This window comes from Leptotrichia wadei (genome assembly GCF_007990545.2).
Classification (GTDB): domain Bacteria; phylum Fusobacteriota; class Fusobacteriia; order Fusobacteriales; family Leptotrichiaceae; genus Leptotrichia; species Leptotrichia wadei.
The window spans coordinates 2,045,107-2,065,392 of record NZ_AP019829.2 but is presented as its reverse complement, the minus strand read 5'-3'; the positions used below and the strand labels follow the sequence as shown (position 1 = coordinate 2,065,392).

The window sequence follows — 20,286 nt, the reverse complement described above, 5'->3', positions numbered from 1 at the left end:
AAAACTATTTTTTAGATTCATGCCTTTTAATTTCATCTGAGATTTTATCTATTAACTCATCTAGAGGGAATCCACCACGCATCGCAATCATATCAAGCGTTGCAACTTTAGACATTATCATATATTGAATTGGATCAAGCAGTTTTTTGTATGTAGGCGACAATGTTGGCATAAATTCTCTTATATAAGGATATTTATCTATTATTTCTCCGATTATTGTATTTTCTGTTAATCCATAAGGATTTTTATCTTCTTTAGAATTTTTTTGATTTTCCTGATTAATTTCAGATTTTTTAGGTTTTTCCCAAGTTACAAGCGTTCTCTTTCCTTCAAGGCTTCTTATTCTCGTAACATCTTGCATCATCTCAAGGACTCCCTTAAATATACCATTTTCATCTCTCACAGCTACATAATAGATATAAATAAATCTCCCATTCATTTCAAGCCAGAAATCCACTTCATCTTGTTCATTATTTCTAAATGCGTCAATTATTTCCAAAACCGAAGCAACACTTTCTCTCGGATGGCAGTTTTTAACATCTCTCCCTATAACTCCCGCACTTCTAGGAAAAATTCTATGTTTCGTATCAGTATAAAACTTAACAATCTCATTCTCGTCCACAAAAGATAAATCCACTGGCATATGTTGGAAAATCAAGTTTATTTGCTCCAAAGTAAGTTTTCCTTGTTTGACATCTAACACGTCAGATTTTTCTCCACCTGCATTCATATTATATTTTGAAAGAAGTCCCGCTAAGTCGTTCATAAAGTTACCTGTTTGAGACGTATTTATATTTGCATTTTCCTCTTTTTCAATTTTTTCCTCTTTTTTCTCAGGCAAAAATCCTTTAGGCTTCTCAATCAGGAAATATCCAATCTCATCATCCCCACTTCTCATATTTCTAAATTCTTCCTCAGTAATCATTTTAAGTGAAGTCGGAAATAAAACCTCTTCTTCCTTGTGCATTATATCCAACGTCAATTCCAAAGCAATTTCCTGTTTTGCATAAAATTCTTCCATTTTATCTTCCATTAAAAGCTTTCTAGCCTCACTTATATTATCCCTGACTGCATTATCAAAAGTCCACATTATTCTAGACGGTCTGTCAAATCCTTTACTTTCAAGTATTGAAAATAATTGATGCTGTTTTCTAGCCAAATGTGTCAAATTAAATGTATAAAGTTTATCGTAAAACTCCAGCCATCTATTTTTTATAAATTTTTTATTCAGTTCTTCCTTCATTTCAGCAATTAGTTTTCTAGCCGCCTCATTTTCCCTCAAATAGGTTTTTATTGGATGTCCTTCAGGCAGCGAAGGTTTCTCTCTTTCAATAATTTCATCAAACAAATCAAGCACATCATTCATTTTATCATGAACAGTCTCATCATCAAATCCCAAATCTTTTATTTTCTGTTCAGAATAGGCAAACTCAGCAGGAGTTATCTTTTTATCCTTAAAAGTTTCCTTTATCCGCCTTTTTGTCGTTTCAACATCCGCCGTTCCCTCTATATAATCTTTCTTAATTTCAGTCATTTTTTCAATCAGATCAAAATTTATATTCAAATGATCCTTCATATTCGCTTTTTCCATAAAAAACACCACCTCATACTTTATTTTTTTAATCAATGTTCAAAATCTTTTTACAAATTAATTTTATTCAAAAAATATTTGATTACAAAACTTTCTTTTATTTTATCATATTTTTATCTTCAAGACGTGTAACTTATGATACATTTTTTAAAAATATTTATATTTTTTAAGTAAGTAAAACAAATTCAATCTCTATTTTTCATAAGAATTCATATAAATCAAAAATATTTTCAATTTTCAAATAAAAAAACAGGAAAATCATTCTCATCACAAGAAATTTCCCTGTTTTCATCTATTTATTTACTTTAATTTTTACTCAATTTTATAAACTTTGTATAAAATTTTTATTTTCTCTCAATCATCGAATTTCTCAAAATATTTACTCAAAAAATTATAATCCAATAAATTTAGAAAATTCTTCCATTGTTTTATCAAGTTTAGCTTTGACATTTTCGCTAGAATCTGCATTTACGCTGAAATAGAATTTGATTTTTGGTTCTGTTCCAGATGGTCTTGCTGTAATGAATGTATTGTCTTCAAGCACGAATTGTAATACATTTTCTTTTGGCAATTTAATTTCTTTTTCTTCACCAGTTTCCAAGTTATGTTCTTTGTGTGAGAAGAAATCTCTTTTAATTTTAATTTTCTTACCAAGCAATTCATCTTTAACATTTTCTCTCAAGTTAGACATTAATGCTGCCATTTGTTCAATTCCATCTTTACCTTTTAACATTACTGATTTAATTCCTTCTAAATAATATCCAAATTTTTCATATAATTTTTGTAATTCTTTGTAAATAGAAGTTCCTTTTGAGTGGTAATAAGTTGCCATTTCAGAAATAACCATTGAAGTTACCAACGCATCTTTATCTCTTGCATGAGTTCCTATCAAATATCCGTAACTTTCTTCAAATCCAAATAAATATGATCCTTCCAATTCTTTGTGTTCAAATTGTCTAATTTTTTGTCCAATGTATTTGAATCCAGTCAATGTTTTCATAACTCCAACATTTTTAGCAGGTGCAACAACATCAATCATTGGTGTAGAAACAACTGTTGTAATAACTTGTGCATCAGCTGGAATATCTTTTTTGTAATTCAATAAATATTGCAATAACAACAATCCTACTTGGTTTCCATTTGGATAGTACCATTCATTTTTGTCATCTCTTATCGCAATACCAATTCTATCAGCATCTGGGTCATTTGCCAAAATTAATTGTGCTCCAATTTCGTTTCCTAATTTTGTTCCCAATTTGAACGCTGCCACTTCTTCAGGGTTTGCATAAACTACAGTTGGGAAGTTTCCATCTGGTTCAATTTGTTCTTTTACAACTTCAAAATTGTATCCAAAATCAGATAAAATTCTCTTCATTGGTCTTCCACCAGTTCCATGAAGCGGAGTATAAACAATCTTGAAATCTTCTTTTCCTGGAATATCTGTATGTATAGTTTGTTTTTTAATTGCTGCTATATAGTCATCATCAATTTTATGATCAAGCTGAATGATTAATCCTTTTTCTCTTCCTTCTTCTTCAGAAATAACTTTTATTTCTTCCAATGTAGAAATTTTATTTACTTCTTCAACAATTGCTGGTGCATGTGGATCAACAACTTGTGCTCCATCATCCCAATAAACTTTATATCCATTGTATTCAGCTGGATTATGAGAAGCCGTAACAACGATTCCTGACATACATCCTTTATATCTTACACCAAATGACAATTCAGGAGTTGAACGTAAACTTTCATAAATATATGCTTTAATTCCATTTGCAGCCATTACTCTTGCAGTATTTAGCGCATATTCTCTCGAACCTATTCTACAGTCATGAGCAATTATGATTCCTTTTTCTTTTGCCGCTTTTTCATCAAAACTTAGCATATAATTTGCAAGTCCTTGAGTTACCTTTCTAATTACGTATTTATTCATTCTGTTAGTTCCAATTCCACGAACTCCACGAATTCCACCAGTTCCGAAGCTCAAATCTTTGAAAAATCTATCTTCTATTTCTTTTTCATTCCCTGCGATGCTTTTCAATTCTTCCCTGTCTTTTTCGTCAATGGCATCTGAATTTAGCCAATATTCGTATTTTTTCATATAATCCATGGTATTTCCTCCTAAAATTTTATTTAAAATTAGTTTTACTTGTATTAATAAATTTTTCTACTCTATATTAATTTTACCACATTTATTTCAATTAACAAGTATCTAAATGAAAAAAATTATATTTTTTTTCTAAAATATAATTCTCTATTTAAAATAGGAGTTTATTTTTTATTACAGTCTATTTTTTTAGAGAAATAGAAAATGACAAAATTGAAAAAATATAGTATAATGTAAAAAAGTCACTTTGAAACCGACGACTATTCTAATCTAAGTTTTAAATTTTATTTATTTCATATAATTTTTTAGGTAGCATTGAGAATAACTTTGTTGTATGATAAAATTGGTTAGAGATTTTAGATTTGGAATTTATTAAATTAGATAGAATTTTTAGAAAGGATAATTAAGATGAATAGAAGAAAAGTTGAAGGTATAATCTGGTTTGTTGCTGGGTTTATATTGATATTGCTGCTGGCAAATAAGTCAAAAATGCTCAGCGATAATGTCGGCGAAAATATATTTTCGCTTATATTAAGTGGAATTACGTTGTTTTTTGGAAAAATGACATGGTTTATTGCGATAGTATCTATGTTATATGGTATAATTCTATTTTTTTATGAAAAAATTGGAATTAATATAACACAGGGAAAGGTTGTGGCATTAACGGGGTTGTTTTTGAGCTGGGGAATGATTTTGATAAGAGGTTCTGTTGTTCATGGAAAAACTTTATCTGGGAATTTTACTGAAGCTGGTAGGCAGCTTTTGGAAATAGGATTTAATCGTGAAAGCGGAGGGATTTTGGGAGCATTGCTGTCAATGCCGTTTTTCAAAGTGCTGCATTTTCAATGGATGTTTTTTATTCTTTTGATATTGGCATTGCTTTTCGTAGCATGGCTAGTTAGGGATCTTATCGAACTTGGGTATGAAGTTTTGAAGGAAATAATAAAGTATTATAAAAGTGATGATTATAAAGAGAAAAAAAGAAAATTGGCGGCAAAAAAGTATGCTGAAAATCTGAAGAGAACAGATTATAAACGTTATCAAAAGGAAATGCTAAAGGCAAAAATAATACAATCTAGAAACGAAAAATTAAGTTTTGAAATTGCAAAAAAGCCTAAAAAAAATTTCTTGCAAAAAACAGAAGTTTACTCTAAGGGAGAACTTGCAGAAAAAGAAAAGGAATGGATTGAAATTTTTGAGGAAAAAGAAAAAGGAAATTTTATAAAAGATGAAAATGCAAGGAGAGAAAAAATAAAAGAGAAAAGAAAAAAAGAAGATACATTGGATGCAGTTGTAAAACCGCTAGAAAGTGTGAAAAAAACAGAAATTTTGGAAAAATCTGAAGATAATGGAGAAAATACTTTAAATACTGAAAAGGAAAAGATTACAGAGGATAAAAAAGAAATAAAAAAAGAAAAAGAACTTGAAATAGAAAATGTAAATGAAAATAACAAAAAAGAAACAAAACTAGAAATTGTAACACCTTTAAAAAGAGCAGAAATAAACTCTGTAAATGCAGATCCAAATTTTCAGCAATTTCCAAAACTTGAAGCATTTGAAAATGGTGATGGAAAAGAAAAGGGGCTGGAAGAAGAGTTGAGGAAAGTTAATGCAATGTTTGATAATAATCAGGGATATGATGATGTCGTAAAAAAATCTATTGCGGAAATTTTTAAGTCTAAACCAATGGATGTTGAGAAAAAGAAAGAAATTGAAGAAAATATAAGGGAAAATGTGAATCATCTGGAAAATGTGTTGAAAGAATTTGGAGTTGATGCAAAAGTTGTAAATTATGAATATGGACCAACTATAACAAGATATGAAATTATAATTCCAAAGGGTGTAAAAGTTAGCAAAGTAACGGGACTTTCAGATGATATTGCAATGAACCTTGCGGCGGAAAGCATTCGTATAGAAGCTCCAATTCCAGGAAAAAATACAATTGGAATTGAAACTCCAAATAAAATAAAGGAGCCTGTGCATTTTTCAAATATTATAAAAAATAAGGAACTTGATACTGGAGAATTAAAGGTAATATTGGGAAAAGATATTGTCGGGAGAGATAAATTCATAGATATTGTTAAAATGCCACATTTGCTTATTGCAGGACAAACAGGGTCAGGGAAATCAGTTTGTGTGAATACTTTAATTTCAACATTAATTTCAAAAAAATCCGACAAGGAAGTAAAATTCATAATGGTTGATCCCAAAATGGTGGAACTTATGCCATATAATGATATCCCTCATCTTTTAGTGCCAGTAATTATAGATCCACAACAGGCTGCAATAGCTTTAAAATGGGCAGTTAATGAAATGGAAAATAGATATAAGAAACTTATGGAAAATGGGGTAAGAAATATAAAAGGTTATAATTCATTGAGCTTTGTGGAAAAAATGCCGTATATTGTTATAATAATTGATGAGCTGGCTGACCTTATGATGGTTGCCTCTGGAAGCGTGGAGGAATCAATTGCAAGAATTGCACAAAAGGCAAGGGCAGTTGGAATCCATTTAGTTGTTGCGACACAACGACCATCTACAGATGTTATAACTGGAATGATAAAGGCTAACTTGCCAAGCAGAATTTCATTTGCACTAAGATCACAAATTGATTCGAGAACAATACTTGATTCAGCTGGAGCGGAAAAACTTTTAGGACAAGGTGATATGCTGCTGCTGGCTAATGGATCTTCAAAATTAGAAAGAATACAAGGGGCATATATTTCTGATGAAGAAGTTAAGAACTTGACTGATACGTTGAAATCTACTAAAAAGGTGAAATATAAAAATGAAATTTTAAAGGAACCTGAAGAAGAAATAGAAGACGATACAGACCCTTATTTTGAAAATGCAATAAATATCATAAGACAGGAAAATAAAGTTTCAATTTCACTGCTTCAGCGTAAGCTAAAAGTAGGATTTAACAGAGCTTCAAGAATTTATGATCAGTTGAAGGAACATGGAATTATAAGCTATGATGATCAAATAATAGTTGATAATATTGATGAAAATGATTAAAAAAATATAAAATTTGGGATGTTAATTAAATATTATAGTAAATTCTCCCTTAAAGTTGCTTGAGTATATTCAAAAAAAATGGTAAAATATTTTAAAGCTATAATAATTGATAAATATTTTGTAAAAAAATAAAAAATAAAATGAAGGAGATAGAATAGATGAAATTTTTTGACTTGTTTAAGACAAATATAGCACCAAAGACTACACGTGATATAGCTATTGATTTAGGAACAGCAAATACTGTCATGTATGTGAAGGGTGAAGGAATTCAAGTGGATGAGCCAACTTATGTGGCTATTAATAAAAAAACTGAAGAGCTAGAACATATCGGAGAAAAAGCAAAAGAAATTATTGGAAGAACAGCTAAGCATACTGAAATTATTCGTCCATTAAAAAATGGAGTAATTTCAAATTATGAAGTTACTGAAAGAATGCTTGAAGAATTTTTGCATAGAATAAAGAAAGATAAATTCCAAAGCTCCAGAGTAATTATTTGTGTTCCAAGTGGAGTTACACAAGTGGAAAGAAGAGCAGTGATTGAAGTTGTAAAAGATGCTGGTGCAAAAGAAGTTTATCTAATTGAAGAACCAATAGCGGCTGCAATTGGTGTTGGAATTGATTTATTTGAGCCAAAAGGACACTTAATTGTTGATATAGGTGGAGGAACTACTGAAATTGCATTTATTGTATCAGGTGGAGCGGCATTATCTAAGTCAGTTAAAATCGCTGGGGATCACTTAAATGAAGATATTATGGAATTTGTAAAAGATGAATACAATTTATTAATTGGTGAAAGAACAGCCGAAGAATTAAAAATAAATACAATAAGTCAAGATGATCCTGAATTGGAATACGAAATAAGAGGACGGGAATTGGGAGTTGGATTACCAAAGAGCATGAAAATTAAGACTTCTGCCATAAATGGAGCAATTACAAGACATATTGATGCTATTATTGATGAAGTAAGACTTACGATAGAAGAAATTGAACCTGAGGTAGCGGCGGATATTTATGAAACAGGAATCTATTTATCTGGTGGTGGAGCTGGAATAAAAATTCTAAAAGAAAGAATTGAAAAGGAATTGCTATTAAAGGTAACTGTTGGAGATGATGCGATTCATGCTGTAGTAACAGGAATTGCAGAAGTATTGACAGATTTCAAGAGATACAAAAATATTATTATTTCACCAACACATGAATATTAATTTGAATAATATTAGAAATTAGGGGAATTTTCTGAAGGAAGCATAATAGGAGAATTCCCCTATTAATGAAATAGTAAATAAGTGTGTGATTATAGGATTTTAAAAAATAAAAAATAAAAAAGGTAGGGTATGGAAAAATTTGAAAAAAAAGAAAATAAAAAAGAAGAGGAACAAGAAAATATAATCGGTGTTCAAAGAAAAATTAAAATTAGTGAAATTGAAGAAAAAGTGGAAGCAATAATTTTTTTGGCAAAGGAAACGGTAACTGTACAGGAGCTTGCACAGTTTTATGCGATGGAAAACTTTGAAATGGAAGAAGTGCTGTATAATTTGAAGGAAAAGAGAAAAAATAGTGGAATAAATTTAAAAATTGAAGATGGAGCAGTTTATCTAGTGTCGAATCCACTTTTTGGCTTTGATGTGAAAAGATTTTTTAATTCAGAAATGAAATTGAAAAAATTATCACGTTCGGCAATGGAAATATTGGCAATTATTGCGTATAAAGGACCTGTAACAAAAGCTGAAATCGAACAAATCAGAGGCGCTGGATCGGATAAAACAATGGCTAATCTTTTGGAAAGGAAATTAATTTATATTTCTGGAAAGAAGAAGTCAATTGGAACTCCAAATTTATATGAAGTGACAGAGGATTTTTACAGTTACTTGAATATTCACGGAAGGGAAGAGCTGCCAGGAAGTGAACAGTTTCAAAAAATTAATTCGCTTTATAAGGAAGATGAAAAAATGGAAACTGAAAGTTCAGATAATGAAAATACTGAAAAATAAAATTATATTTTAGTTATTTAGTAAAAAGAAGATAGAACTTTCTGATAAAAATAATTTTTAATAAATTAAAAATAAAGAGGTAAAAAATGAGATTAAATAAATTTATAGCCGAAACGGGATTTTGTTCTCGTAGGAAGGCTGATGAACTGATAAATGAAGGAAGAGTTACGGTAAATAAGCAAGAAGCGATTATTGGAATGGACATAAAGCCTGAAGATGTTGTTAGAATTGATGGAGAAAGAGTAAAACTTAACACAAGATACGAATATTATATTTTAAACAAGCCAAAAAGAGTGCTTTGTTCAAATGAAGATAAATTTGGACGTAAACTTGCGATTGACTTTATAAAATCACGTGCCAGACTTTTTACTTACGGAAGACTGGACTTTATGACAGAAGGTCTAATTATAATCAGTAACGATGGAGATATCTACAATCATGTAATGCACCCAAGAAAAAAACTATACAAGAGCTATATTGCTAAAGTTAGCCGTGAAATTGATGATAAAGACCTCGAAGCATTGCAATATGGAGTTGTAGTTGACGGAAAAAGAACAGCACCTGCTAAAGTTAAAAAAATTGACAAAAAGGAACTTAGAATTGCAATTTTTGAAGGGAGAAACCGTCAGATAAGAAAAATGCTGGAAACATTGGGATATAACGTTAATTCATTGAAACGGATTAAAGTGGGAGAACTTACACTTGGGCATTTGAAAGTGGGAGAATACCGTGCTTTGAATGAAGATGAAATTAAATATTTGAAAAATTTATAAAAATAAAGTCATTAAAAATTGAGAAATAATAGTATTTTTGATAGCTAAAGGAGAAAATGTGAGCAAAAAATTAATATTTTTAATAGATTTTGATATTACAATTAGTAAAAAAGATTCGACAGATACACTACTTTCGGTGCATCAGCCAGAATTAAAGACGAATATTAGGAAAAAATATCGCAGTGGCGAGATTACGATGAAGGAATATTTGCAGACTGGGATTGAGAGTTTGAATATTACGAAAGAACAGTTTTTGGAAACATTGAAATTGATTGGGATTGATGAGACATTTGTGGATTTTGTGAAAAGTGGCATAGAATTTAGAATTGTGAGTGCTGGAACGAAATTGAATATTGCAGGCGTTCTTAGAAATTATGGAATTAATTTGGATGAAAAAGAAATTATCTCGAATGATATTAAATTTGATGGAAATAAAATCACAGTTTCGTTTCCTTACTTAGATAAAGAGCAGTATTACGGTGTTGACAAAAAAGAGGCTGTTCAGAAGTATCAAGATGAAGGTTATACAGTTTATTTCGTTGGAGACGGACCTTCAGATTACAGGGCGATTGAAGTGGCGGACTTTTCATTTATTAGAACTGGAACTCGAGCGATTAAGTTTTGTGAAGAAAATGAGATTGATTTTTTTGAGTTTGAGAATTTCGATGAGATTTTGGATTATTTGAAAAAACAGGGATAAAAATGAATTATTTAGCTCATTCGGTTATATCGCTTGAAATTGACAAAAAGATGAGTGAAAGTACGCTTTACGGCAATTTTGCTGGAGATTTTTACAAGGGGAAAGTTGATAAAATTGATTTGCAGGAAAATTTGAAAAATGGGATAATTTTGCATAGATTGATTGATAAAATTTCTGATAGAGAAGAAAATTTTTTGAATGAGATTTTGCGAGAAAAATTTGGGATTTTTAAAGGGATTGTGTCGGATATGTATGTTGACCATTTTTTATGTAAAAATTTTGAGAATATTTTTTGCGAAAATCCTGATTTTGAGAATGTGGAAAAAGTTGAAAGAAAAATAATTAAAAATATTGAAAAATATGATGAATTTTTTCCAAGTGATTTTAAAAGTTTTTTTGACTGGTTGAAGAGAGAAAAAGTTTTGGCAAGATACAAAAATTTGGATTTTTTGGAGAGAGTTTTTCTGGGAATGTCGAAAAGAGTGAGAAAAGGGGAAATTCTTAGGAGCGCAATTGATGAGTTGAAAAGGAATTATGGTAAATTTGAGGAGAAATCGTTGAGAGAGTTTTTGTTTGTGAAGAAAGAAGCAGAAAGGGAATTTGGTTTGGTTGAGATTAATAAAAATACATAATTTAAATTGTAATGTGGAGGATTATAAAATGGGGAAAAAAGAATATTCAATCGGAATAATTAAGAAAATAAGTGTTGAAAAAGGATATGGGCTTGTCAATGATGGAAAAGATGAAAAAAATTTTATTTTTGGAAATGCTAGTTTAGCAGAAGGATTTAAACTTGAAGATTTGAAAGCTGGAGATTATGTTTATTTTGTTCCGAATGAAGTGGATGATACAAAAAGATATGCAAATGATATTAATTTAGTTCCTAGTGAAAATGAAGTCCTTAAAGGTAAAATAAGAAGCTTGAAAAAACTTGATAAAAAAGGAAGAAAGTATAAACATATATTTCCTGAAAATTTTGAGAGGACCTTTATATTGTATTCTAGTTTTCCAATTAATTATTTAGATGGATTGAGTTTTGATGGATTAACTAATGATCAGGAAATTTTCTTTAAATTAAAAGTTATGAGAAGTAAAAATGGATATATTCTTTCGGTAGCAGAAATTTCAAAAAGTAATGAAACTCCAACAATAAAAATTACAGGAAATAATTTGATAGAAAAAACATCTAATGAAATAATCAATGTTTTAAAAACAAATTTAGATGAAATAAAAAAAGGCGAAACATTTGAAGATTATTGTGCACTTGTATTAAATTTATTAGGTGTGGAATTATATCAATATTCTAGAAAAAAACAAGCTGGGAGAGCTGATGGAATAATTAAAACATAGTGAACTGGATATTTTGTATGATTGTACTTTAAGAGAAGATTTTGAAGATTATAAAGAAATGCAAATAGACAACTATGTTAGCCAAATAAATCAAAATACAATAAGAGTTGAAAAAATGGAAATAGCGTTAAAAGAGCCTAAAAAACAAGTTTGGATAATAACTAAAGGGGGGAATTCAAAAACAAGATCTATAAAAGAAAAAGAAAGAGTTAAGATAAAAGAAATTAATATAGAAAATTTAATAGAACTGTTATCTTCTAAAATTACAAACCCAAGAGTGGATATTTCAGATAAATTGGGAAGATTAGGGGATATGGAATAAGAATTGGAATTTAATAGAACTACGAATAAAAAAAATTGTTTGTTTGTAGGAGTAAATTGAGTAGGAAAATCTACTTTATTTAGCACAATTATTGAGGATATTAAAGGAATTTCAGAATAAATTAAGAAGAATCTGATTTGGAAAGAGAGTTGATTTTCAAATGAAAAAATTTAAAATAGTAATAGAAGAGCATGTTTCAGGAGAATTTGAAATTGAAGCAGAAAATACGGGAAAAGCTTTTGAAATTGCAGAAAAAAATTATTATGAGGGAAAATTTGTACTTGAGCCAGGAAATGTTACAAGTAGACTTATGTCTGTAGAAACAACAGATGGGGAAGAATGTTCAGAATGGATTGAATTTTAGGAGATAAAAAATGAAACAATACGAGGCTGTTATTTTAACACTTGAAAAATTGGGGGGAGTTGCTACTTTAGGAGAATTAAATCATGAAGTTTTCAAGATAGAAGAGTGTGAATGGAAAACAAAAACACCATTTGCTAGTATACGAAGAATTGTTCAGCAGAGAAAAGAAATTTATAAAATAAAGCCAGGATTATACGGATTAGAGCAATTTAGAAAAGAAAATGAGTTAAGAGGAATAATCCAAGAAGATGAAAAAAATAAAAATTCTGAAGAAATGATTAAATTTAATCATTCGTACTATCAAGGATTACTCTTAGAAATTGGAAATTAAAAAAAATGGATACTTTTATTCCAAATCAAGATAAGAATAAAAATTTTATTAATAAAAAATTAGGTGATTTGAGATCGCTTGAAAAAATTCCAAAATTTAGCTATCCTGAAATAGTAAATAGAACTTCAACAATTGATGTAATTTGGTTTAACAATAGATTTTTTGACGATAAAGAAGTAAAATTACCACATTCATTTTTTGAAGTAGAACATTCAACAGACATACAAAATTCACTATTAAAGTATAATGATTTACAAGATTTTTATACAGAAATGTTTATTGTTGCTGATGAAGTCAGAAAAAAGGAATTTGAGAAAAAAATAAGATACTTAGCTTTTAAAGATTTAAAAGTGAATAATAGAGTAAAATTTTTAAGTTACAACAGATTAGTAGAACTTTATGAAATAACTAAGAAAAATTTACAGGGAATTAATTTTTAAGAGATATTTTTATTAATTATTGAAATGTAAAAAATAAAGGAGGAAAATAGCGAATGTTAAGCAAAGAAGATGTACTGAAAATAGCAGCACTTTCAAAGCTGGAATTTTCAGAAAATGAAATTGAAAAATTTAGAGTGGATTTGAATAAAATTTTTGATCATATGGAAGAGTTGAATAGTGTGGATACGAGTGAGGTTGAGCCACTTTTTAATGTGCTTGATTTGAAGGATGTATTGAGAAAAGATATTGTTAAGGATAGTGGAATTAAGAAAGAAATCTTGGAAAATGCACCAAATAGCGATGAGGAATTTATAATTGTTCCAAAAGTTGTGGGAGAAAATGCGGATAATTAGGATGTATTGAAAAATGTCTGATTGGTAGAATTTTTGAAGAATAGAAGTTTGAAAATTGGAAGAGAAAAAATTTTTTGAAAAATTGAGATTTTTAGATACATTTTAGAAAAAATTTAGAAAGGTGGAAAAATGAGTTTATACAAAAAAACGGCTAGTGAAATAGCTGAAATGATAAAAAATAAAGAGATTACTTCTGAAGAAGTGACAAAATCTTTTTTGGATAGAATTGAGAAAACTGAAGAAAAAATAGGAGCATTTTCTAATGTGTTTCCTGAGAAGGCTTTAGGAGAGGCAAAAAAATATGATTCTGAAAATAATGAAAAAGGTAGAAAAAATTATGATAATGAGTTGTTGTTTGGAGTGCCTGTGGCTTTGAAGGACAATATTGTATCAAAAGGGGATTTGACTACGGCTGCATCGAAAATTCTTAAAAATTATGTGGGAGTTTATGATGCGACAGTTGTGGAAAAATTGAAAAAGGCTGGGACACCGATAATTGGGAAGGCTAATATGGATGAGTTTGCGATGGGGTCTTCAAATGAGAATTCGTCGATAAAATCAGTTTCTAATCCGTGGGATTTGACAAGAGTTCCTGGTGGAAGCAGTGGAGGATCGGCAGCGATGGTTGCAGCGGGACAAGCACCGATTGCACTTGGTTCAGATACTGGTGGAAGTATTAGGCAACCTGCTTGTTTGACTGGAACTGTTGGGATTAAGCCGACTTATGGAAGAGTTTCAAGATACGGGCTTATGGCGTTTGGATCTTCGCTTGATCAAATTGGAGCTTTGGCAAAATCAACTGAAGATTTGGCTAGACTTTTACAAATAATTGCGGGATATGATGAAAAGGATGCGACAAGTGTAAATGTGGAAGTTCCTAACTATTTGGAAAATTTGAATAATGACTTGAAAGGCTTGAAAATTGGGATTCCAAAAGAATATTTTGCAGAAGGATTAGATGAAAATATTAAAAAAGTGATAATGGATTCGGTGGAAAAATTGAAAGAATTAGGAGCTGAAATTAAAGAAGTATCACTTCCATATTCAAAATATGCGATTTCTACTTATTACATAATTTCATCGGCTGAAGCTGCTTCAAACTTGTCAAGATACGACGGAGTAAGATATGGTGTGAGAGAAAGCAATGAAGATGTGGAAAAAATGTATGTTGAGTCAAGAACAAAAGGTTTTGGAGATGAAGTAAAAAGAAGAATTATGATTGGAAACTATGTGTTAAGTTCTGGATTCTATGACGCTTATTACAAAAAGGCTTCACAAGTTAGAAGACTTATTAGAGATGATTTTTCAAAAGCATTAAAAGAAGTAGATGTTTTATTAACACCAGTTTCTCCAACTACAGCATTTAAAAAAGGTGAAAAAATTACTGATCCAGTCCAGATGTATTTGGGAGATATTTTTACCGTATCAATAAATATGGCGGGGCTTCCTGCAATTTCAGTACCTGCTGGATTTGTAGATGGACTTCCTGTTGGAATTCAGTTAATCGGAAATTATTTTAGAGAAGATTTATTGTTTAATATTTCTCATAAATTTGAAGGTGTTCGTGGGAAAATTGAATATCCTGAGTTTTAAAAGTTTTTTTGAGGGGGTTTAAATGAAATATACGGATTTGGATTTGAAAAAGCCGGTTGAATCTGAAAATTATAAATTGGAATCAGAGTTTGTTATTTCTTCGGTAAAGCAGATTTTTGAAGAAAAAAGAGAAAGTGGAAATAATAAAATAATAATAAAAACCAATTTGAAAATGGGACTTCCATTGGAAAATATAAATAAATTCGCTGCTCCATTAATTGAGGCTTGGGCTTTTGAGACATTTTTAGAAATAAGAGATGAATCTGAAAATAAATATAGACTTATAAATGTAGAAGCTCAGGAAAGACTGGGAATGTCGGATATAATATTACAATTTAGGAAAAATAAAAATGTAATAACAGGAAATATTGATGTAAAAGCTACTTCAAATAATATAAAAAATAGCGGAAAATCGCCAAATATAACTTCTTTTTCACGAATAAGGACAGCATATATCCAAAATCCTGATTTTATATTTATAATTTTATCTATAAAGCATAAAGTTTATAATGAGAAAAATCCTATTACATCTATAATTAATGGGATAATGGAATTGACAGAATTTAATATCTACGATTTAAAATATGTCAGTGAAAAAGATATTGCTTATAATCCAAGTTTGGGAACTGGGCAAATTCAAATAAAAGATATACATTATGTTGAATATGAATATAGAACTGCTTGGGAAATGTGTCAATTGTTAGATAAAAAGTATTTAAATAGCAGTCGCAGGACTATAGAAGATTTTTATAGGGAAGCGGTGAAAAATAAATGGATAAAGGAATAACATTAATATTGGGAGATGCTTTGGAAAAATTAAAGGAGCTTTCTGATAAGAGTGTGGATTTAATTGTAACTGATCCTCCATATAATTTAAATAAGGATTATGGATTTACAAAGGATAATTTGGAGTTTGATGAGTATCTTGAATTTTCACGGCTTTGGATAAATGAGGCTGTAAGAATTTTAAAAGATGATGGAACATTGTATATTTTTATGGGAATGAAATATATATCTTACATTTATGTTATGTTAGAAAAAGAATTTAATTTGTATTTTAATTCGTGGATAACTTGGTTTTATACACAAGGAATAGGTAAAACAAGAGGTTTTTCTCCTAGACATGATGATATTTTGATGTTTACAAAAGATAAGAAAAAATTTAAATTTAATTTAGATGATATAAGAATACCGCAAAAATATTATCGTTCTGTAAATAATATAAGAGGTGCAAATCCAGGAAATGTATGGGAAGTTTCGCATGTTCATTACAGTAATAAAAACAGGAAAAAGCATCCTACACAGAAGCCGGAGGCATTATTTGAAAGGATGATACTTGCTTCATCCAATGAAGATGATACGGTATTAGATCCTTTTTTAGGAAGCGGGACAGCGATGAGAGTTTGTCAGCAGTTAAGCAGAAAAGGAATTGGAATAGAAATTAATCGAGAATATATAGAAATGTCCAAAAAGAGATTAAGTGAGCCTTTTTTGGGATTTGATAGCATAGATGAGAGAATGAAAAGGATTCCAAATGATTTAAATGATGAAAAACTTAGAAAAGAGTATATAGAGAATCATAAAAATTGGTTTTTAAAAAATCATAATCTGGAAATTGAGGAATTTGAAAAACTTTATTTAGAAAAATATAAAGATAATAATTTAAAAAATAAAAATCATCTAAAATTATTTAGTGAATAACGAAAAGATTTTAAAAAATAAAAATTTTGAAGAAGAAAGGAAAAATATTAGAAAATGAGTATGGAATATGAAACAGTCATCGGACTGGAAGTGCATTGTCAATTAAAAACAAAAACAAAAGTATGGTGTTCGTGCGATGCCGATTATGATAACAAACATCCAAATACATCGGCGTGTCCAGTATGTACTGGTCAACCGGGAGCATTGCCAAAATTGAATGAGAAAGTGCTTGATTATGCGATAAAAGCGGCACTTGCTTTGGGGTGTGAAATAAATGAGGAGAGTCAATTTGATAGAAAAAATTATTTTTATCCAGATTCACCAAAAAATTATCAAATTACGCAATATTTTAAACCTTATGCGGAAAATGGTACTTTGAAAATTACGACAAATTCTGGAAAAGAGGCAGTTGTTGGGATTGAGAGAATTCAAATTGAGGAAGATACGGCAAAAAGTATTCACACGACTTCTGAAACGTTGCTGAATTACAACAGAGCATCTGTACCGTTAATCGAGATTATTTCTAAGCCAGAAATTAAAAATGCTGAAGAGGCTTATGCGTATTTGAATACATTGAAGGATAGATTAAAATATACTAAAGTTAGTGATGTAAGTATGGAATTGGGATCGCTTAGATGTGATGCGAATGTTTCTGTTAGAAAAAAAGGTGAAAAAGAATTGGGGACTAGAACGGAAACTAAAAACTTAAACTCGTTTAAAGCGGTTATGAGAGCCATTGAATATGAAACAAATAGACAAATTGAAGTGATTGAAAATGGTGGAAGAATTGTTCAGGAAACTAGACTTTGGGATGAGGAAAATGCTGTAACTAAGCCAATGAGAAGCAAAGAGGAAGCGATGGATTACAGATATTTCCCTGAGCCAGATTTGCCTACACTTGTAATTTCTGACGATAGACTTGAAAAAGTAAAAGGTGAAATGCCAGAATTTGCTGATGAAAAAGCGAGAAGATTTGTAAATGAGTATAAATTGCATGAAATGGAAGCTGCAACACTTTCTTCGGAACAAGAATTAGCTGAATATTACGAAGAAATTGTAAATGATACAAAAGAGCCAAGACTTGCGGCGAACTGGGTGTTGACAGAAGTTTTGAGAGTGTTGAAGGAAAAAAATATTTCGATTTCAAAATTTAATGTAACGCCAAAAAATTTAGGGAAATTGATTAAATTGATTCAAGCGAAAACAATTAGCTCAAAAATAGCGAAAGATGTATTTGAAATTTTATTGACAGAAGATAAAGATCCTGAAATTATTGTAAAAGAAAAAGGATTGGTTCAAATTACTGATGACAGTGCGATTGAGAAAATTGTTGAGCAAGTATTGGCTGAAAATGCACAATCGGTGGAAGATTATAAAAATGGTAAGAGCAATGCGTTAAAATATCTTGTTGGGCAAGCGATGAGATTATCTAGAGGTAAGGCTAATCCTCAAATGATTAATGAAATGATTTTAGCTAGACTTGAAGGTTAATATTGGTTAAATTAGGAGAAAAATGAAAGAGGGCAAGAAAAAAGATAATATTATTGACAGAGCAAAGTCAAATGTGAAAAAAAATAGAAAAGAACAAAAGGTTGAGAGCTTTTTTAAAGTACTGTTAAAATACTTAAACACATTTAGGGGGAGATTTGGGCTTTTGGTATTGTTTACAACAATAGGATTTGCAATGATAATTGGAAAAGTATATCAGCTTCAGACTAAAGGTGGAGAGAAATATAGAAAACAAGGTGAAAAGCAATATACTTCCTTAAGTTTTACAAAGGCTAAAAGAGGAAGAATAGCTACAAGTGATGGACAAGTATTAGCTTATGACGATGAGAAGTTTATTGTTAATTTAGATCCTAGCTTGATTGAACAGAAAAATATTGATGTAGTATTAGGAATGTTAAAGAAATATATTCCTGAATTGGAAGTTGAAAAATATAAAAGTGAATATTTAGAAGATAAACAGATTCAGAAAAAATATCTAAAAGTCGAACATATAATTCCCTATAATACAAAAATAGCTATTGAAGCGGAAATTGATACTGATTTTAAAAATTCAAAGGATAAGGAGAAGAAAAAGGAAGGATATAAAAGAAAATTTAAAGGCGTAACATTTGAAACATTGTTTACAAGAAATTATATTCAAAATAATGCCTTTCAAGAAACTATTGGATATGTAAATAATGAAAATAAGGGTGTTTATGGGATTGAAAAATATTATGATAAGGAACTTTCAGGAAAAACAGGTATTATAACTGGACTTAGAAAAATTCCAAAGGCTCTACAGGGAATTATGAAACTTGGGAATATAAAGAAATCTGAAGACAGGAAAGAAGAAGAAGGGGATAACCTTGTACTTACAATTGACAGTTTCTTACAATATGCTCTTAATGATGAACTGGAAGATGCTTATGTAAAATATAATGCTTCTTCTACAATGGGAATTTTAATAGAGGTAGAAACTGGAAAAATACTCGCAATGTCATCGTATCCAAAGGCAGAAGAAAAGGCTGAAATAAAAAATAGACCAATTACAGATTATTTTGAACCTGGTTCAATATTTAAGCCTATAACAGTTGCAATAGGATTGGAAACAAAAGCAATTAATAAAAATACAAAAATATATTCATCAGGTTCAATAAAAGTATATGATACAATAGTAAGAGATCATGACAGTTCAACAATTGGGACTTTAGGTTTAGCAGATATAGTCGCACATTCTGGAAATGTAGCGATGGTAAAAATACAGAATGAGATTAATAAAAATACTTTTTACCATTATTTAGCAGATGTTGGATTCGGTGGGAAAACAGGCATAGATACGTATTTTGAATCAATGCAGAAACTTCGTGAGTTTAAAACTTTGAAAGATGAAGTCAGAAGGGCTAATATATCTTTTGGACAGGGGATTGCGGTAACACAGATTCAAATGATAATGGCATTAAATACAGTCATTAACAATGGTAAGTTAATGAAGCCTTATCTGGTAGACAGGATAGAAGACAGCAATGGGAATACAGTAAAACAGAATAAGCCCGATATGATAAAAAAAGTATTTAGTGATGAAGCTTCAAGATTAAATAGAAAGTATATGGAAGCAAGTGTAAATCGTGGAACTGGAGGAGGAGCATATATACCTGGCTACCGTGTTGGTGGAAAAACAGGAACTGCTCAGAAAGCTGGAAAGGACGGATATAAAAATAGTCATGTTGGTTCATTTTTTGCATTTTTCCCGGCAGATAAGCCTAAATATGCTATATTGATAACTATCAGTGAACCTAAAGGTGAAAAATATTATGGAGCGCAAGTTGCCTTGCCATCTGCAAGAAATGTACTACAAAAATTAATAGAGTATAAAAGAATACAGCCAGATGGAAAAATTAAGACTATAGATATAAAAAATACTGAATCTGTTCAAAAGGAAAAGAAGAAGGATCTAGGAAAAATAAAGCAAGATTTTAACAAAAATATTATGCCGGATTTGTCAGGAATAAGTTTAAGGGAATTTTTATCTATTTATCCACAAGGAAAATTTTCAGATTATGAAGTTACCGGAAGTGGAATAGTTGTTTCACAATTTCCTGAAAAAGGGACTAAATTGGATAAAAAGTCTAAGATACAAATAATGCTAGAATAATTATATGGGAGG

The 20,286-nt window shown here is 30.1% G+C and carries 19 protein-coding genes; 17 read left to right on the top strand and 2 right to left on the bottom strand.

The features are described from left to right. Nucleotides 1–4 precede the first annotated feature (4 nt). Entirely contained in the window at nt 5–1,591 is a 1,587-nt protein-coding gene (locus FVE73_RS09400) for a PAS domain-containing protein (RefSeq protein ID WP_018498945.1), read from the bottom strand. 391 nt (nt 1,592–1,982) lie between these two features. Beyond that, nucleotides 1,983–3,701, bottom strand: coding sequence for a phospho-sugar mutase (locus FVE73_RS09395; protein WP_018498946.1), 1,719 nt, complete (start codon nt 3,699–3,701; stop codon nt 1,983–1,985). 405 nt (nt 3,702–4,106) lie between these two features. Between FVE73_RS09395 and FVE73_RS09390 the strand changes: the two genes are divergently transcribed. The 17 genes from FVE73_RS09390 to FVE73_RS09315 all read left to right on the top strand — a co-directional run bounded on the left by FVE73_RS09390 (nt 4,107) and on the right by FVE73_RS09315 (nt 20,274). Further along, nucleotides 4,107–6,716: a DNA translocase FtsK gene (locus FVE73_RS09390; RefSeq protein ID WP_018498947.1), complete on the top strand. Its 2,610-nt coding sequence runs from the start codon at nt 4,107–4,109 to the stop codon at nt 6,714–6,716. A 158-nt stretch (nt 6,717–6,874) separates the two neighbouring features. Continuing rightward, nucleotides 6,875–7,921 (top strand): rod shape-determining protein, encoded by a 1,047-nt coding sequence (mreB, locus tag FVE73_RS09385; RefSeq protein ID WP_018498948.1) that lies wholly within the window; start codon nt 6,875–6,877, stop codon nt 7,919–7,921. Nucleotides 7,922–8,050: 129 nt separating this feature from the next. Next, the gene (gene scpB / locus FVE73_RS09380) at nt 8,051–8,707 is read left to right on the top strand and encodes an SMC-Scp complex subunit ScpB (RefSeq protein WP_018498949.1); all 657 of its coding nucleotides are present in this window, start codon (nt 8,051–8,053) and stop codon (nt 8,705–8,707) included. Nucleotides 8,708–8,793: 86 nt separating this feature from the next. Beyond that, entirely contained in the window at nt 8,794–9,480 is a 687-nt protein-coding gene (locus FVE73_RS09375; protein WP_018498950.1) for a pseudouridine synthase, read from the top strand. A gap of 58 nt (nt 9,481–9,538) precedes the next feature. Then, the gene (locus FVE73_RS09370; RefSeq protein ID WP_018498951.1) at nt 9,539–10,180 is read left to right on the top strand and encodes an MtnX-like HAD-IB family phosphatase; all 642 of its coding nucleotides are present in this window, start codon (nt 9,539–9,541) and stop codon (nt 10,178–10,180) included. A gap of 2 nt (nt 10,181–10,182) precedes the next feature. Further along, nucleotides 10,183–10,812, top strand: coding sequence for an ACP phosphodiesterase (locus FVE73_RS09365; RefSeq protein ID WP_018498952.1), 630 nt, complete (start codon nt 10,183–10,185; stop codon nt 10,810–10,812). 28 nt (nt 10,813–10,840) lie between these two features. After that, complete coding sequence (locus FVE73_RS09360) at nt 10,841–11,530, top strand: hypothetical protein (protein ID WP_018498953.1); 690 nt, start codon at nt 10,841–10,843, stop codon at nt 11,528–11,530. A 58-nt stretch (nt 11,531–11,588) separates the two neighbouring features. Continuing rightward, the gene (locus FVE73_RS09355; protein ID WP_155822762.1) at nt 11,589–11,852 is read left to right on the top strand and encodes a hypothetical protein; all 264 of its coding nucleotides are present in this window, start codon (nt 11,589–11,591) and stop codon (nt 11,850–11,852) included. Nucleotides 11,853–12,012: 160 nt separating this feature from the next. Beyond that, nucleotides 12,013–12,216, top strand: coding sequence for a DpnD/PcfM family protein (locus FVE73_RS09350; protein ID WP_018498955.1), 204 nt, complete (start codon nt 12,013–12,015; stop codon nt 12,214–12,216). Nucleotides 12,217–12,226: 10 nt separating this feature from the next. Next, nucleotides 12,227–12,547, top strand: a complete 321-nt coding sequence (locus FVE73_RS10760) for a hypothetical protein (protein ID WP_197739256.1) — start codon at nt 12,227–12,229, stop codon at nt 12,545–12,547. 5 nt (nt 12,548–12,552) lie between these two features. After that, on the top strand, nt 12,553–12,987 hold the full coding sequence (locus tag FVE73_RS10755) for a hypothetical protein (RefSeq protein ID WP_197739255.1): 435 nt from the start codon (nt 12,553–12,555) through the stop codon (nt 12,985–12,987). A 53-nt stretch (nt 12,988–13,040) separates the two neighbouring features. Then, nucleotides 13,041–13,340: an Asp-tRNA(Asn)/Glu-tRNA(Gln) amidotransferase subunit GatC gene (gatC, locus tag FVE73_RS09340; RefSeq protein WP_018498956.1), complete on the top strand. Its 300-nt coding sequence runs from the start codon at nt 13,041–13,043 to the stop codon at nt 13,338–13,340. A 129-nt stretch (nt 13,341–13,469) separates the two neighbouring features. Next, the gene (gatA, locus tag FVE73_RS09335) at nt 13,470–14,933 is read left to right on the top strand and encodes an Asp-tRNA(Asn)/Glu-tRNA(Gln) amidotransferase subunit GatA (RefSeq protein WP_018498957.1); all 1,464 of its coding nucleotides are present in this window, start codon (nt 13,470–13,472) and stop codon (nt 14,931–14,933) included. A gap of 22 nt (nt 14,934–14,955) precedes the next feature. After that, the gene (locus FVE73_RS09330) at nt 14,956–15,720 is read left to right on the top strand and encodes a hypothetical protein (protein WP_018498958.1); all 765 of its coding nucleotides are present in this window, start codon (nt 14,956–14,958) and stop codon (nt 15,718–15,720) included. Then, nucleotides 15,705–16,634, top strand: coding sequence for a DNA-methyltransferase (locus FVE73_RS09325; protein ID WP_018498959.1), 930 nt, complete (start codon nt 15,705–15,707; stop codon nt 16,632–16,634). Before FVE73_RS09330 ends, FVE73_RS09325 begins: the two co-directional genes overlap by 16 nt. Nucleotides 16,635–16,688: 54 nt before the next feature. Beyond that, nucleotides 16,689–18,125, top strand: coding sequence for an Asp-tRNA(Asn)/Glu-tRNA(Gln) amidotransferase subunit GatB (gene gatB, locus FVE73_RS09320; RefSeq protein WP_018498960.1), 1,437 nt, complete (start codon nt 16,689–16,691; stop codon nt 18,123–18,125). A 22-nt stretch (nt 18,126–18,147) separates the two neighbouring features. Then, nucleotides 18,148–20,274 carry a penicillin-binding transpeptidase domain-containing protein gene (locus tag FVE73_RS09315; RefSeq protein ID WP_018498961.1) on the top strand — a complete coding sequence of 709 codons (2,127 nt, stop codon included), beginning with the start codon at nt 18,148–18,150 and terminating at the stop codon, nt 20,272–20,274. Nucleotides 20,275–20,286: the final 12 nt, after the last annotated feature.

Coding starts and splice junctions, on each gene's coding strand:
- FVE73_RS09400 (WP_018498945.1), bottom strand. CDS start 1,591: ATGGAAAAAGCGAATATGAAGGATCATTTGAATATAAATTTTGATCTG.
- FVE73_RS09395 (WP_018498946.1), bottom strand. CDS start 3,701: ATGGATTATATGAAAAAATACGAATATTGGCTAAATTCAGATGCCATT.
- FVE73_RS09390 (WP_018498947.1), top strand. CDS start 4,107: ATGAATAGAAGAAAAGTTGAAGGTATAATCTGGTTTGTTGCTGGGTTT.
- mreB (WP_018498948.1), top strand. CDS start 6,875: ATGAAATTTTTTGACTTGTTTAAGACAAATATAGCACCAAAGACTACA.
- scpB (WP_018498949.1), top strand. CDS start 8,051: ATGGAAAAATTTGAAAAAAAAGAAAATAAAAAAGAAGAGGAACAAGAA.
- FVE73_RS09375 (WP_018498950.1), top strand. CDS start 8,794: ATGAGATTAAATAAATTTATAGCCGAAACGGGATTTTGTTCTCGTAGG.
- FVE73_RS09365 (WP_018498952.1), top strand. CDS start 10,183: ATGAATTATTTAGCTCATTCGGTTATATCGCTTGAAATTGACAAAAAG.
- FVE73_RS09360 (WP_018498953.1), top strand. CDS start 10,841: ATGGGGAAAAAAGAATATTCAATCGGAATAATTAAGAAAATAAGTGTT.
- FVE73_RS09355 (WP_155822762.1), top strand. CDS start 11,589: ATGCAAATAGACAACTATGTTAGCCAAATAAATCAAAATACAATAAGA.
- FVE73_RS09350 (WP_018498955.1), top strand. CDS start 12,013: ATGAAAAAATTTAAAATAGTAATAGAAGAGCATGTTTCAGGAGAATTT.
- FVE73_RS10760 (WP_197739256.1), top strand. CDS start 12,227: ATGAAACAATACGAGGCTGTTATTTTAACACTTGAAAAATTGGGGGGA.
- FVE73_RS10755 (WP_197739255.1), top strand. CDS start 12,553: ATGGATACTTTTATTCCAAATCAAGATAAGAATAAAAATTTTATTAAT.
- gatC (WP_018498956.1), top strand. CDS start 13,041: ATGTTAAGCAAAGAAGATGTACTGAAAATAGCAGCACTTTCAAAGCTG.
- gatA (WP_018498957.1), top strand. CDS start 13,470: ATGAGTTTATACAAAAAAACGGCTAGTGAAATAGCTGAAATGATAAAA.
- FVE73_RS09330 (WP_018498958.1), top strand. CDS start 14,956: ATGAAATATACGGATTTGGATTTGAAAAAGCCGGTTGAATCTGAAAAT.
- FVE73_RS09325 (WP_018498959.1), top strand. CDS start 15,705: ATGGATAAAGGAATAACATTAATATTGGGAGATGCTTTGGAAAAATTA.
- gatB (WP_018498960.1), top strand. CDS start 16,689: ATGAGTATGGAATATGAAACAGTCATCGGACTGGAAGTGCATTGTCAA.
- FVE73_RS09315 (WP_018498961.1), top strand. CDS start 18,148: ATGAAAGAGGGCAAGAAAAAAGATAATATTATTGACAGAGCAAAGTCA.